This window comes from Streptococcus sp. ACS2 (genome assembly GCF_000525585.1).
GTDB lineage: Bacteria > Bacillota > Bacilli > Lactobacillales > Streptococcaceae > Streptococcus.
In genome coordinates, this window is the sequence record NZ_JALT01000036.1 from 1 (window position 1) to 14,975 (window position 14,975).

The window sequence follows — 14,975 nt, forward strand, 5'->3', positions numbered from 1 at the left end:
CTAATGTATCAGACTCACAGTCTGTTTCAAACTCAGAATCAGCGTCAGAGAGTGCATCAGCTTCAGAATCACAGTCAGTCTCTAATTCAGAGTCAGCGTCAGTAAGTGAATCAATTTCAGAATCACAGTCTGCTTCAACGTCAGAGTCAGCTTCAGTAAGTGCCTCAGTTTCAGAATCACAGTCTGCTTCAACGTCAGAGTCAGCCTCAGTAAGTGCCTCAGTTTCAGAATCACAGTCTGCTTCGACTTCCGAGTCAGCATCAGTCAGTGCGTCAATTTCAGCATCACAATCTGTATCAAATTCCGAATCAGCTTCATTAAGTGCGTCAATTTCTGAGTCGCAGTCTGTATCAAATTCCGAATCAGCGTCAGAAAGTGCTTCAGTTTCAGAATCACAATCTGCCTCAAACTCAGAATCAGCCTCAGAGAGCGCATCAGTGTCTGAATCACAGTCTGTTTCAACCTCAGAGTCAGCGTCAGTAAGTGAATCCATTTCAGTAAGTGAGTCTTCATCATTGAGTGAATCACAGAGAACAAGTGCCTCAATCTCGACTTCAGAGTCAGAATCATTGAGTACGTCAAGCTCATTGAGTGCTTCTGCATTTGAAAGCCAGTCTCAAGCCTTCAGTGCTTCAATTTCTGCGATTATTTCAACTGTTGAGTCAATTTCGAACTCGGCTTCTAGTTTCATTTCAACAAGTGAATCTATTTCGACATCTAACTCAGCATCATTGAGTGAGTCGGCATCATTGAGTACATCTGTTTCAGGATCACAATCAGTTTCTAATTCCGAGTCAGCCTCAGAGAGTGCATCGGTGTCTGAATCACAGTCTGTCTCAACCTCAGAGTCAGCTTCAGCCTCTGCATCAGAATCGACTTCAGTAAGTGTCTCAATTTCCGAGTCGCAATCAGTATCGAACTCAGAATCAGTTTCAGCGAGTGCATCAGTGTCTGAATCAGAATCTATTTCAAACTCAGTATCATTGAGTGAGTCACTTTCAGAAAGTTCTTCAATTTCTACAAGTGAGTTTGTATCGTTGAGCGAATCGCAGAGTGCAAGTGCATCTGCCTCAGAATCCGCTTCATCAAGCGTTTCAGTATCCGAGTCCGCTTCTACATCGGCATTCTTGAGTGCCTCTGTAAGCATAAGTGCTTCAACAAGTATTTCAACATCATTGAGTACCTTAGCAAGTCTTTCAGCCTCAACAAGTGTATCTGAGTCATTGTCTACATCAGCGTCAGCAAATACATCTGCCTCAGTTTCAACTTCAGTAAGTGTCTCAATTTCAGAGTCGCAATCAGTATCGAACTCCGAGTCCGTTTCAGAGAGTGCATCGGTGTCTGAATCACAATCATCCTCAGTAAGTTCTTCGATTTCTACAAGTGAGTCTGTATCGTTGAGTGAGTCGCAGAGTGCAAGTGCATCTGCCTCAGAATCAACTTCAGTAAGTGAGTCAGTCTCAGAATCACAGTCAGTTTCATCCTCAGTAAGTGCTTCGATTTATACAAGTGAGTCTGTATCGTTGAGCGAATGGCAAAGTGCAAGTGCATCTGCGTCAGCCTCAGCCTCAGCGAGCGCCTCCGCTTCAGTATCCGAGTCCGCTTCTACATCAGTATTCTTGAGTATTTCTGAAAGCACTAGCACCTCAACTTCATTGAGTACATCAGCAAGTCTTTCAGCCTCAGCATCAACAAGTGCTTCAGTGTCTACTTCAGAATCAACTTCTGAAGTGAGAGATCCTAAGCACAAACGTGGTAGCCAAGCGCTTCCGAAGACTGGTGAGGAAAACTCATCATTAGGTATGGCCTTGGGTGCCTTGGCAACTGCAACTGGTCTTGGATTTCTTGCCAAACGTAAGAAAAATGAAGAATAGGACGAAGATTATTCGTATTTCAGGATTGTAGAAGTCTTTACAATGCTCAGATAAGCACAATAAAAAACACCTTCATGTTAGCTAACCATTCTAGCTAGAAGGTGTTTTTTGATTTGGAGATGTTGTGATAGTTTCAAAATGGAACAAACCTTTTGAAATACTAACGACTACATAAAAATAGGAGACCACTTAAACATGGACTCCTATTTGTTGGTTTTCTCATTATCTTGTTTATACATCACTGTTCCTACAGTTACGAGAATAGTTAACAGAATCGGTATAAATCGAAAAACTCCCCAGTCAGGGTCATAAGCCAAAAGGACAGAAGCTATATAAAAAATGATGCTTGTGTATAAGAAGTTTTTATTACCTTTTTTACGACCAATACCTGTTAAAATAGTTGCAATGATAAAACTAATCAAACTAGGTGCTAGGAAAATTATTATAAGCATTCCCCAAGGATTTGACAGACCGAAGAGCAAGAATAAGACAAGATAGACTATGGCTAAATAAAAGGCAATTGACAGGAGAATAGAAGCAACTCTGTTGTCTGGAGAATTATTCTTAATGAAGTCGGGCTTACTGACCTCTTGACCAGTCTTATCCTTATCTTGGCTTGTGTTGAAGTTTGTATGTTGTACTGACATCTTTCTCACCTACCCCTCTATTTGTATCTAAATAGGTTAACTCTTTTCACCTTTATTATACTCCTTTTTTTCCTTAGTTTCAGCAAGATCGATAGGCTTTTGAGACATTTTTATGTGATGGCTTGTTGCTCGTGTTCTGCTTTCTTACTGGCACTATAGGTCCCAATTTAAAGCCCTTACACCTCAGTAAGTAATGAATGGCTTAGATAGTTAGAATTTAGTTTTTATATGAGAAGGTAGACTAAAAAAGACACCATCTTAACAGACCTAATGGTTTGGTAAGGATGGTATTTTTTTGTCGCTTTGAGAGAAGTGCCTTAAGGATTTTGTGAATTTTCATTAGATTTCCTTGTAATCCCATTAAAAGAAACACCTTATCAATAATCATTCTAAATAGCTATAGATTATCAATATCTTTCTCTCAACAACACTAAAATGAGTATTTTTATATTCCAAAACACTCATTCAAAACTAATGTCATTAAAACAATAAAAGGACTTTTCTAAAAATTATGAAAATTTATCGAATCTTATTGAAAAAAAGCTTTCAATGATTTAGAATGAAGCTATAAATGGGAAAAAGGAGTCTTTTTATTATGGACAAAAAAGTACATTATAAAATGCACAAAGTTAAGAAACAATGGGTAACCATCGCAGTGACAGGTTTGTCTCTCGGTGCGGTCTCAGCGGTTTCTTTAGGGACTAACGACGGTGTCGTTCAGGCCGACGAACACACGGATGCTACTGTAGCCATCCCCGATATTACTGTTGATACGGGTACTGTATCTAACGATACAACGACTGCTCAGGATCCAACTACAGCAGTTGCAACGACAAACGATGTCGCAACTGACCAAGCAGCTCCAACAGCAACTTTCGATTTGACAACTGATACAACAAATGCAGTTGTAGCGAATGCTGTTGATACGGCAGCGACAGTCGTCACTGATCGTGCGGCAACTACAACAGATACAACAGCAGCCAACGATACAGCTGTTGATACAACAAATAACAATACTACAACTGATACAACAACAGTTACAGACCGTGCAGCGACACGTGAACGTCGTGCGACTGGTGCCCGCCGTGGTCCTACAGGAGGCCGTCGTGCTACCCCAGTTAACGGCAATACAAATAATGCCAACAATACTGTCACAGTAGTAAACAACGACCTTCCAGCAACTAACAATGTCGTAACTGATGGTCCAAGTCACATCAAAACAATTGATGGAAAACAATACTACGTTGAAGATGACGGTACTATTCGTAAGAACTATGTCCTTGAACGTAACGGCGGAAGCCAATACTTCAACGCTGAGACCGGTGAATTGTCTAACCAAAAAGATTACCGTTTCGACAAGAACGGTGGAACAGGTTCATCAGCTGACAGCACAAACACAAACGTTACTGTAAATGGTGATAAAAATGCCTTTTATGGTACAACTGATAAAGATATCGAACTTGTTGACGGTTACTTCACTGCCAACACATGGTACCGTCCAAAAGAAATCTTGAAAGATGGTAAAGAGTGGACTGCCTCAACTGAAAATGACAAACGTCCATTGCTTACAGTTTGGTGGCCAAGCAAGGCTATCCAAGCGAGCTACCTCAACTACATGAAGGAGCAAGGTCTCGGTACCAATCAGACCTATACGTCATTCAGCTCACAAACTCAAATGGACCAAGCAGCGCTTGAAGTTCAAAAGCGTATTGAGGAACGTATTGCGCGTGAAGGTAACACTGACTGGTTGCGTACAACTATCAAAAATTTCGTGAAGACCCAACCAGGTTGGAATTCAACTTCTGAAAATCTTGATAACAGCGATCACTTGCAAGGTGGTGCCCTTCTCTATAACAACGATAGTCGTACAAGCCATGCTAATTCTGATTATCGTCTCTTGAACCGCACGCCAACTAGCCAAACAGGTAAACACAATCCTAAGTATACTAAGGATACAAGTAACGGTGGTTTCGAATTCTTGTTGGCAAATGATATCGACAACTCAAACCCAGCGGTTCAAGCTGAGCAGTTGAACTGGCTCCACTACATCATGAACATCGGTACTATTACTGGTGGTTCTGAAGATGAAAACTTCGATGGTGTTCGTGTCGATGCCGTGGATAATGTCAATGCTGACCTTCTTCAAATTGCTTCAGATTACTTCAAAGCTAAGTATGGTTCTGATCAAAGTCAAGATCAAGCCATTAAACACTTGTCTATCTTGGAAGCATGGTCTCACAATGACCCATACTACAATGAAGACACTAAAGGTGCTCAATTGCCAATGGATGACCCTATGCACTTGGCATTGGTGTATTCGCTCTTGCGTCCAATCGGTAACCGTTCAGGAGTTGAACCACTCATTTCAAATAGTATGAATGACCGTTCTGAAAGTGGTAAAAACTCTAAACGTATGGCTAACTACGCCTTTGTGCGTGCTCACGACTCTGAGGTACAATCAATCATTGGTCAAATCATCAAAAATGAAATCAACCCTCAATCAACAGGGAATACCTTCACTCTTGATGAAATGAAGAAAGCCTTTGAAATCTACAACAGAGACATGCGTAGTGCTAACAAGCAGTACACACAATATAATATCCCATCAGCATACGCCTTGATGCTTACGCATAAGGACACTGTGCCACGTGTTTACTATGGAGATATGTACACAGATGATGGTCAATATATGGCTCAAAAATCACCATATTACGATGCTATTGAAACCCTCTTGAAAGGCCGTATCCGCTATGCAGCTGGTGGTCAAGATATGAAGGTTAACTACATCGGTTATGGTAATACTAATGGTTGGGATGCTGCAGGTGTCTTGACTTCTGTACGTTATGGTACAGGGGCTAACAGTGCTTCTGATGCTGGTACAGCAGAAACACGTAACCAAGGTATGGCAGTTATCGTTTCAAACCAACCCGCCCTTCGTTTGACAAGTAACTTGACTATTAACATGGGTGCGGCTCACCGTAATCAAGCTTATCGCCCATTGCTTTTGACAACAAAGGATGGTGTGGCTACTTACTTGAATGACAGCGAAGCTAACGGTATTGTCAAATACACTGATGGTAACGGTAATTTGACATTTAATGCAAGCGAAATTCGTGGTATCCGTAACCCTCAAGTTGATGGTTACCTTGCCGTTTGGGTACCAGTAGGTGCTTCTGAAAATCAAGACGTGCGTGTGGCACCAAGTAAAGAAAAGAACAGCAGTGGTTTGGTTTACGAATCAAATGCTGCCCTTGATTCACAAGTTATCTATGAAGGTTTCTCTAACTTCCAAGACTTCGTTCAAAATCCATCACAATACACTAATAAGAAGATTGCTGAAAATGCAAACCTCTTCAAATCATGGGGGATCACATCATTCGAATTTGCCCCACAATACGTTTCAAGTGATGACGGTAGCTTCCTTGACTCAGTCATCCAAAATGGTTATGCCTTTACAGACCGTTATGATATTGGTATGAGTAAGGACAACAAGTACGGTTCATTGGCTGACTTGAAAGCAGCTCTTAAATCGCTCCACGCTGTAGGTATCTCAGCGATTGCTGACTGGGTTCCAGACCAAATCTACAACCTTCCGGGTGATGAAGTGGTCACTGCAACTCGTGTTAATAACTATGGTGAAACTAAAGACGGCGCGATCATCAATCATAGCCTCTATGCTGCTAAGACACGTACTTTTGGTAACGACTACCAAGGTAAATATGGTGGTGCCTTCCTTGATGAATTGAAACGTCTTTACCCACAAATCTTTGACCGTGTTCAAATCTCTACTGGTAAACGTATGACTACTGACGAGAAGATTACACAGTGGTCTGCGAAGTACATGAATGGTACTAACATTCTTGACCGTGGTTCAGAGTACGTGCTTAAGAATGGTCTAAGTGGTTACTATGGTACAAATGGTGGTAAAGTTAGCCTTCCAAAAGTAGTCGGAAGCAACCAATCAACTAACAACGACAACCAAAATGGTGACGGCAGTGGTAAGTTTGAAAAACGTCTCTTCTCTGTAAGATACCGTTATAACAATGGCCAATATGCTAAGAATGCCTTCATCAAAGATAACGACGGAAATGTTTACTACTTTGATAACTCAGGTCGCATGGCAGTCGGAGAAAAGACTATCGATGGTAAACAATACTTCTTCCTCGCTAATGGTGTGCAATTGCGTGATGGTTATCGTCAAAACCGTAGAGGTCAAGTATTCTACTACGACCAAAACGGTGTCTTGAATGCAAACGGCAAACAAGATCCAAAACCAGATAACAATAATAATGCATCAGGCCGTAACCAATTCGTACAAATTGGTAATAACGTTTGGGCATACTATGATGGTAATGGTAAACGTGTGACAGGTCACCAAAACATCAATGGTCAAGAACTCTTCTTCGACAACAATGGTGTCCAAGTTAAAGGGCGCACTGTTAACGAGAATGGTGCTATCCGTTACTATGATGCTAACTCAGGTGAGATGGCTCGTAACCGATTCGCAGAAATCGAACCAGGTGTTTGGGCTTACTTCAATAATGATGGAACAGCCGTAAAAGGTTCACAAAACATCAATGGTCAAGACCTCTACTTTGATCAAAATGGCCGTCAGGTCAAAGGTGCTTTGGCAAACGTAGATGGTAACCTTCGTTACTATGATGTAAACTCAGGAGAGCTTTACCGTAATCAATTCCATGAAATCGATGGTAGCTGGTATTACTTCGATGGTAATGGTAATGCTGTCAAAGGTATGGTTACTATCAACGGTCAAAACCTTCTCTTTGATAATAATGGTAAACAAATCAAAGGTCATTTGGTTCGTGTGAACGGTATTGTTCGTTACTATGATCCAAATTCAGGTGAAATGGCTGTTAATCGCTGGGTTGAGGTGAGTCCAGAATGGTGGGTTTACTTTGACGGTGAAGGCCGAGGTCAAATTTAATCGTTTCTAAACTGTATGAACCGAGACAGTAGTCTCGGTTTTTATGGCGTAACTGGGTTTCCGTAAAGACTTAGATGTGGACTGTGAATAGTTAATTTAACCCGTTCCTTGAGTTAGTTGTGAAAATACCTCTGACTATTTGGTGCCCAGGATGACATCAAAATAGCCTAATCCAAATAACTATTATTAATACATAATTTAATACGAGAAAACTTTGAATTTAGGGATTTTCATTAAATGGTTCCAATCTATTGACGAAGCGTCAAAGTCAATCTATACTAGGAGTAATGCCAGTTATTTATTGGTATTCCATAGTCGAGGACGAGGCACGGACCTTGTCTGTGTCATTCTCTTAGGTTGTTCCCTTACAACTAAGGTAAGGCTCTAGACTTTCAAAGATGAGAAGTAGTTGTGATCGTTTTAAGTGTATTTCTTGTAAGAGTGTCTCTAGGGAGAGAAAAAATCATTAAAGACTCATCATTTAAGTTATAGGGGTAATCTCATTTTGATGCCACTTTCGTAAACTACTTGATAGATATTGCACATTAAAACACTATTTTTTCACTTAGGGGTTAAAATGATTAAAGTTCTTACACCTTACTTGTAAAAATTCGATTCTCGTATTATAGTATATATAAGAGATATCAAAAATTTTAATCTTTGATAAGAACTTGTTAGCTTCTCTGAGGGAAAATGAAATCTTAATAGAAAAGATTTCCATGAGAACTTAGCAAGTAAAGGATTTTATTTCTCATAAAAAGAAGAAAGGGGGAGTATTTTTGAGAGCCTATAGGGAAGATGCGACTGAAGCAGCAGCAAGAACTGCCGAAGAGCATATTGCACATAAATCAGCGCACTCTGATTTAGTTGATACTATAGATCTTTCTAAATTATTGACTAACCCAAAAAGTCGCTCTGACCACGGTGCCCCCTCTCCATTAGATTTTGCCAGAGCTGACGAAGTTCTCTTTGATAATCATGCTCAATCGGAAACCGTGAGGATTCCATCTAAGCAAGAGATTATTTTTCAAGGAGCGGATTCGCAAACTCCAGATCCTGAAGTCATGGAAAACCATGTCTTCACAGGGACTAGAGATAGGAAGACTGGTTTAATCGAATGGGACAAGGACAGTTATACCTATCCTAAGATATCGGTACCAGTTGTCCAGGGCTATTTCGCTGACCAAAAGGAAGCGGGTTTTAACGTTGTCACGCCCTATGTGCCAACAGTAACGGAACATGTGACCTATAGGAAATTGGGACGCATAATCCCCGTGACAGAAGATGGGGAATATATTCCAGGTGCTTTGACTAAGCAGTATAACAATAACAAAAAAGATCCACGAAAGGCGGGTGAGACAGCAACACCAGCTGTTCAAGATTATATGACAGATATTAAAAGTGTAGTACCGAACAAACCAGGAGCGGACACTCCGGTTGTGTATCGTAAAATTTTCAAGAAAGCCAGCATCACTTATATTGATGAAACTACCGGTGCTTACTTGGTTAGTGACCAGTTGACCGGTGAATTGGGTGAAGCGATTGAATACGGGACAGCAACACGTATCAAGACTTTCAAGGACATGGGATATGACTTGATTCAGGACGAATTCCCTAAAGATGCCATTTTTGATGATAAAGATATTGATGATCAAGAGTGGTTTGTCCTCTTGCAACACGATGTTGCCAAGGTGGGACCTGAAAATGAGCAAGTCCCAGATACTCCAATCAATCCTAATAATCCAGATGGACCTAAATGGCCATCTAAGTATGCTTACGAAAAAGAAGTAAGCTTCACAGTCTTTTACAGAAGTACAGATGGCAATGCTGATTTGCCAGATGCTGATGTGCAAAAGGCTTATTGGGTGCGTACTCTTACCTTCGACAAGGTTACAGGTGAACTTGTTGATGAGACAGAGTGGTCTCCAAACAAAACCAAGTATTATGATATCTATGCACCAGTTGTTTTAGGTTATTTTGCGGATAGAGTAGAAGTTAAGGGTAGAGATGTTACTGAGGATAATATAGAAGAAACCGTTACCTACGTTCCACTTGGTAAGATTATCCCTATTGATGCGAATGGACGCTTGATTCCAAACGTTCCAACGCCAACCTTTAACAATGATGCCAATAACCCAACTAAGGTTAGTGAGACACTTGTTCCACACATTCCGGGTTACCGTCCAATGCAACAAAGTGTCATGCCTGAGAGCTTGACAGACGATATTCTTGTTGAGTACGCTCCAATCCTTGAAGATGTAACGCAACCAACCTTGCAAACTGTCTTCTTCAAAGGTGCTGGCGAAGCAACACCGTCTGTTAATATTCAGTCTGACTTCAGCTTCACTGGTAAGTACAACCAAGCAGAAGACACTTACACATGGGATCAAGACAGCTATACTTTCGCTAAGGTCAATGTTCCAGTTATCGAAGGTTACTTTGCGGACAAGGCAGTTGCTGGTATGCAGGTTGTTACACCTGATAAACCAGAAGCAACAGATAGTGTTGCCTATAAAGAGCTTGGTAAGATTATCCCTGTTGATACCTTTGGTAATCCAATTGCGGATGCAGAGCCAGTTCATTATGCTAATGATCCTCAGGATGCTACGCAAGTTATTGAGACACCAGCACCACAAGTTGCTGGCTACCAAGCTGAAAGTGAATTGGTATTGCCAATTGACCTCAGCATGGACCAAACCTTGGTTTACGAGCCAATCTTGGATGATATCACGCAAGATACGAAACAAACGGTTACCTTCCAAGGTGCAGGCTACAAAGATCCAGTTATCAACATTCAAGATAGCTTCAGCTTCCACGGTAAATTTAACCAAGTGGAACAAACAAGCACTTGGGATCAAGACAGCTTCACTTATGATGTCGTAGAAGTTCCAGTTGTAGATGGCTTCTATGCGGATAAACGTCAAGCTGGTGGACTTGAAGTTCGCCCTGACCTTCCAGAAGTGGAAGATACAGTTACTTACACAGAGCTTGGTAAGATTATTCCAGTAGATGAGTATGGTACACCTATTGAAAATGCACCTACTCCAAGCTACAACAATGATCCTGAAGATCCAACCATGGCCATGGAAACAGTTGTTCCAGACGTTCTTGGTTACCTTTCAGAAAAGACCTTTATTACTCCAGAACACCCAGGTCAAGATACCAACGTGGGTTATGCTAAGGATGAGCAAAAAGCTATTATCCTTTACATGAATGAGCTTGATAAGTCAGAATTGACTCGTGATGTTGTCATCGGAAGCTCAGGTGAGAAGATTGACTACTCTACTGATGAACAAATCGCAAACTTGCTCAAACAAGGTTACGAGCTCGTCAACGATGGTTATGCGACAGCCTTTGACCACACTTACAATGGTGACTCTGACTTTGATCAAGTCTTCGAAGTTGTTCTTCGTGAACGTTTGGTTCTTATTGACCCAGATATGCCAGCACCAGTTGCAGGTGAAGTCGTAGATCCAAACGATGTTAATAGTCCAGTTTGGCCAAATAGCGTAGAGATGCTTGAAAACCGTGCCGATGTGACACGTACAATCCAGTATGTCTTCGAAGAAGGCGGCTTGGCTAGCGACGACTACGTAGAAGTTCTTGATTTCAAACGTTTGGCCAATGTTAACCTTGTGACAGGCGCTATCAATTATGAAGCATGGTCAAGTACTCAAGCTGGCTTCTCAGCTGTTCCTTCTCCAGAGGTTGTTGGATTTACACCAGACCGTATGGAAGTAGCTGAAATGACAGATGTTTCTGTAGAAACACCTGAAATCATGGAAGTAGTAACTTACCTTAAGGATGCTCAGAAAGCTACAGTTACTTATGTTGATGGCACAACTCGTAAGAAACTTGAAGTGGTTGACTTGCTTGGTAAATCAGGCGAAGTTATCGATTACTCAACAATCGAGCGCATCAAGTACTACAGTGATCGTGGTTATACCCTCCTTGCGGATGGTTTCACAAACGGTGTTATCTTTGATGGTGATTCACATGTTGATCAAAACTTCATGGTTACCCTTCGTCATGGTACTGTTCAAGTAGGTCCAGATAACATCCAAGAAGCTGGTACACCAATCAACCCAGCAAATCCTGATGGTGCTAAATGGCCAGAACGTGAAAGCTATATTAAAGATGTAACCTTCACAGTTCTCTACACATCTAGCGATGGACAAGCAGAACTTCCTGCTAATAACATCCAAACCGCTCAATGGACACGTAGTTTGACCATTGATAAGGTTACAGGTGAAGAGCTTGGTTCAAGCTACTGGACTTCAAATAAAGGTCAGTTTGAAACAGTTATCACACCAGAAGTAGAAGGCTATAGCGCTGATAAGGACAAGGTTGAAGGTAAGACAGTAGGTCAACGTAACCTTGAAGAAACCGTTGTTTATATCCCGCTTACAGGCGATATCAATGGTAAACCTAAAGAAAACAAGGCAGACGATATCGTTGTTGAAGAGGTTCAAGATCTAGAAGTTCTCGACCAAGTCGAAGAGCAAGTGGAATCTCATGAGGGACCAGTCACTTATGGACCAGGCGATGACTTTGAAGCACCTGTTTCAAGTCAAGCTGAGGGTAAAGGCTCTAAACACAAGATGCCAATTAATCTCTCAAATGAGGAAGAAGCAAGCAAAGGTAAGATTGAAGAAACCATCAATATCGCAGGCTTCACCGTATCGGTAACAGGTCTAGGACTTGGCCGCAACGGACGTAAGAAGAAAAATAAGAAAGATCACAAAGATCAAAAAGACAAATAATATAAAGACCTGAATGACTCAGGCATGCCCAGACAGAAAGAAAATCTCAAGTTGCATTGTGCACTTGGGATTTTTTTGTGGATTGTTTCTTATCTAAAATAAGATGTTTAAAGACTATCTCAGAACATTTTTTTATTAAAAATATGTAAAACTATTAACTCTGATTTTTTTCCGAAAAGATATTGATAAACTACAATTATAGTGAAAGGTACCTTCACTATAACAAGATATTCTCCAGATTGGGTTTCAGATTTTAAAACTTCCCCTTATAATGCATATGCATGGGTGGAGTTTGATAATAAGCCTATTGGTGAAAGCATTAATTTATGAAATTTCAAAAGGTTCTATTCGTCAAAGGAAAACAAAATGATTAATATTACTAATTTAAATAAAACATACGATGACAAAGTTGTATTATCAAATATAACTTTTCAAGCTAATAAAGGTGAAATTACTGGTTTGATCGGACCTAATGGTTCTGGGAAATCAACCCTAATAAAAATACTATTAGGGTTGGAGTCAGCTGATAGTGGAAAGGCAACTATTTTAGGAACAACATATAGTGAGTTAGGAGCTGAGCCAATCTCAATAGTAGGAACTTTTTTAGATAGTTATCAACCTTATCCAAGTAGAACTGGTTATGAGCAATTAAGATGGATTGCACTTTCTTGTGGACTAAGTAAGCAACGTTGTACTGAATGTTTAGAAATTGTTGGATTAAAAGATGTTGGTAAGAAGAAAATCAAAGATTATTCTTTAGGAATGAAGCAAAGATTAGGCTTGGCAACAGCAATACTTGCAGACCCAGATATTTTGATTTTAGACGAACCTATTAATGGGTTGGACCCAGAGGGAATCCGTTGGTTAAGAGAGTTTCTCAAAGACTTTGTGAAACAAGGAAAAACAGTACTATTAACTAGCCATTATATGAGCGAACTTGAATTAACCGTAGATAGAGTTGTAGGTATTTCAAATGGTCATGTTGTTCTAAATGACAAACGTGAGCAAGTATTGAAGCAATATGATAGTTTTGAAAACGCCTATTTTAGCTCTGTACATGAGAGGAGTAGTATAAAATGTTAAGTCAAGTTATAAAGGGGTATTTATATAAATATAGCCATCTAACTTTATTTAAAATGGGATTTTTTATCTTAGTTGTAGTTAGTTTGTTTTTTACCTATCAAAATATTCAAGTCATTAATGCACTACACACTGGTGCTGCCAACTCAGTAAATATTGATCAAAATGTAATTGAGACTCCTTATAGAACGGTGAGAGATGCTATTTTATCATCTCCTTATCAAGCAACCGTGTTATTTTTGCCTATATTGTCAGCATTAATTCTAGCAACTGATTATCAATTTGGTGAGGATGAGTTTTCATCACTAATTTGTGCTAACTGGAAAATAAGGTTGTTTTCACAGATATTTAGTATAATTGTTATTTCAATAATGACGACCTTTACGTTGTTTTTATTAAATGCATTACTTCTAAAATTCATGTTAGTTAGTAAGTTACAAAGTATTCTGTCTATAGGTTTAATGCTTGATGTTATCACTAGACTAGGAGCTTTTACAATTACACTTAATTTACTCTCTCTATTACTTGTAAAAATAACAAAAAGATCAATTCCTTCTTTGATTGTGATAGTTTTATTGTTAGTTTTTTCTTTATCAGGCATACTTAAGGCAATTTCTCCTATTTTAGATAATTTATTACCTTTAATTGGAGCTAAGTCTTTTGCTTTTGGTAGGGTCGAAGCCGGTCAGACAACTCAATTATATGGAGCGATTCTTCTATTATTTGAAACTTTCCTTACTACGATTTGTTTATTTTATTTAGAAAAAATAAAATGGGGGAAGAAGAATGAAAAGCCAATTGCATAGCTTATTATATAAAAAATATAGTTTATTACCTATACAGGTTTATTTATTATTTCAGTTAGTATTTGTTATTATAATAAGTTTATTAAGATATCTAAAATTCGAAGTTAATGAAGATTCTATCACTTTTAACAGTTCTGTTTTATTAACTATAATATCTTTCTCTTTTTTAGGGAATGGAGTTTTAAATGCAAGTGTAGAATTGAGGACACAAAGTTATAAGCAAGTTTACCTGAACAACGGAAGTAGGGTGAAGGCAGCATTATACATATTATTAATAGATCTACTAGAATGTTTAACACAGTCAGTATTAGCAGGTTTAATAGTAATGATGTTTAGTCAGGGTATTCATAGTGAAGTAAATTTTTATTATTACTTGTTTGGTTCAGTTGTATACTTTTTAGCGGGTTACTCTTTTTCCTTTTTATGCGGTAATTCAATGATTGCACTTGCAATTTTGCTATTATTTCCTATACTCGTGTTGCCTTTTATAGATAGGGTTTTACCAATAGCTTCAAGTGTAATAATATATGATTTAGTTTTTCAGCTAATACATACAAACTATTCTATAATGCGTTTTATTGTATTTATAATTTGGCTTTTTGGATTATTCTTTACGAGTTATTGCCTTATTAGAAAGGAATTTTTAAAGTAACCCAAATAAAGATTGTTTTTTTAGATGAGACAACATCGAATTTAGATAGATTGACTGAAAAATAGATACAAGACTTTGGAGCACATATTCTGTTACTTAAAAATGAGCATTATTGAGATTTGGTAGAAACTCAATTTATTGAACTATCAATTATATGCTAATTTTGAAATGTATTTTCGATTTTTAATTATGTTACAATATATTCAAA

8 protein-coding genes and 1 pseudogene are annotated in these 14,975 nt (G+C 39.1%); 6 read left to right on the forward strand and 3 right to left on the reverse strand.

Going from position 1 to position 14,975, the window contains the following annotated elements:
* Both HMPREF1517_RS10725 and HMPREF1517_RS10730 read right to left on the reverse strand, forming a co-directional pair.
* Positions 1-493: pseudogene (locus HMPREF1517_RS10725) on the reverse strand (hypothetical protein); the annotation flags it as partial.
* A gap of 123 nt (positions 494-616) precedes the next feature.
* Positions 617-1,147 carry a hypothetical protein gene (locus tag HMPREF1517_RS10730; protein ID WP_051412003.1) on the reverse strand — a complete coding sequence of 177 codons (531 nt, stop codon included), beginning with the start codon at positions 1,145-1,147 and terminating at the stop codon, positions 617-619.
* Between the two features lie 28 nt (positions 1,148-1,175).
* On the opposite strand from HMPREF1517_RS10730, the gene HMPREF1517_RS10735 reads away from it, so the two are divergent.
* The gene (locus tag HMPREF1517_RS10735) at positions 1,176-1,874 is read left to right on the forward strand and encodes an LPXTG cell wall anchor domain-containing protein (protein WP_269634942.1); all 699 of its coding nucleotides are present in this window, start codon (positions 1,176-1,178) and stop codon (positions 1,872-1,874) included.
* Between the two features lie 203 nt (positions 1,875-2,077).
* Here HMPREF1517_RS10735 and HMPREF1517_RS07295 read toward each other — a convergent pair whose 3' ends face one another.
* Positions 2,078-2,521: a hypothetical protein gene (locus tag HMPREF1517_RS07295; RefSeq protein ID WP_037600659.1), complete on the reverse strand. Its 444-nt coding sequence runs from the start codon at positions 2,519-2,521 to the stop codon at positions 2,078-2,080.
* Between the two features lie 595 nt (positions 2,522-3,116).
* Here HMPREF1517_RS07295 and HMPREF1517_RS07300 point away from each other — a divergent pair.
* The 5 genes from HMPREF1517_RS07300 to HMPREF1517_RS07320 all read left to right on the forward strand — a co-directional run bounded on the left by HMPREF1517_RS07300 (position 3,117) and on the right by HMPREF1517_RS07320 (position 14,767).
* Complete coding sequence (locus HMPREF1517_RS07300) at positions 3,117-7,466, forward strand: glycoside hydrolase family 70 protein (protein WP_084639286.1); 4,350 nt, start codon at positions 3,117-3,119, stop codon at positions 7,464-7,466.
* Between the two features lie 779 nt (positions 7,467-8,245).
* Positions 8,246-12,229, forward strand: a complete 3,984-nt coding sequence (locus tag HMPREF1517_RS07305) for a mucin-binding protein (RefSeq protein WP_037600661.1) — start codon at positions 8,246-8,248, stop codon at positions 12,227-12,229.
* A gap of 366 nt (positions 12,230-12,595) precedes the next feature.
* Positions 12,596-13,312, forward strand: coding sequence for an ABC transporter ATP-binding protein (locus tag HMPREF1517_RS07310; RefSeq protein ID WP_037600663.1), 717 nt, complete (start codon positions 12,596-12,598; stop codon positions 13,310-13,312).
* Positions 13,306-14,115: a hypothetical protein gene (locus HMPREF1517_RS07315; protein ID WP_037600665.1), complete on the forward strand. Its 810-nt coding sequence runs from the start codon at positions 13,306-13,308 to the stop codon at positions 14,113-14,115. The genes HMPREF1517_RS07310 and HMPREF1517_RS07315 overlap by 7 nt, the downstream gene beginning before the upstream one ends.
* Positions 14,096-14,767, forward strand: a complete 672-nt coding sequence (locus tag HMPREF1517_RS07320) for a hypothetical protein (protein ID WP_002891342.1) — start codon at positions 14,096-14,098, stop codon at positions 14,765-14,767. The genes HMPREF1517_RS07315 and HMPREF1517_RS07320 overlap by 20 nt, the downstream gene beginning before the upstream one ends.
* Positions 14,768-14,975: the final 208 nt, after the last annotated feature.

Coding starts and splice junctions, on each gene's coding strand:
- HMPREF1517_RS07320 (WP_002891342.1), top strand. CDS start 14,096: ATGAAAAGCCAATTGCATAGCTTATTATATAAAAAATATAGTTTATTA.
- HMPREF1517_RS07300 (WP_084639286.1), top strand. CDS start 3,117: ATGGACAAAAAAGTACATTATAAAATGCACAAAGTTAAGAAACAATGG.
- HMPREF1517_RS10730 (WP_051412003.1), bottom strand. CDS start 1,147: ATGCTTACAGAGGCACTCAAGAATGCCGATGTAGAAGCGGACTCGGAT.
- HMPREF1517_RS07295 (WP_037600659.1), bottom strand. CDS start 2,521: ATGTCAGTACAACATACAAACTTCAACACAAGCCAAGATAAGGATAAG.
- HMPREF1517_RS07315 (WP_037600665.1), top strand. CDS start 13,306: ATGTTAAGTCAAGTTATAAAGGGGTATTTATATAAATATAGCCATCTA.
- HMPREF1517_RS07310 (WP_037600663.1), top strand. CDS start 12,596: ATGATTAATATTACTAATTTAAATAAAACATACGATGACAAAGTTGTA.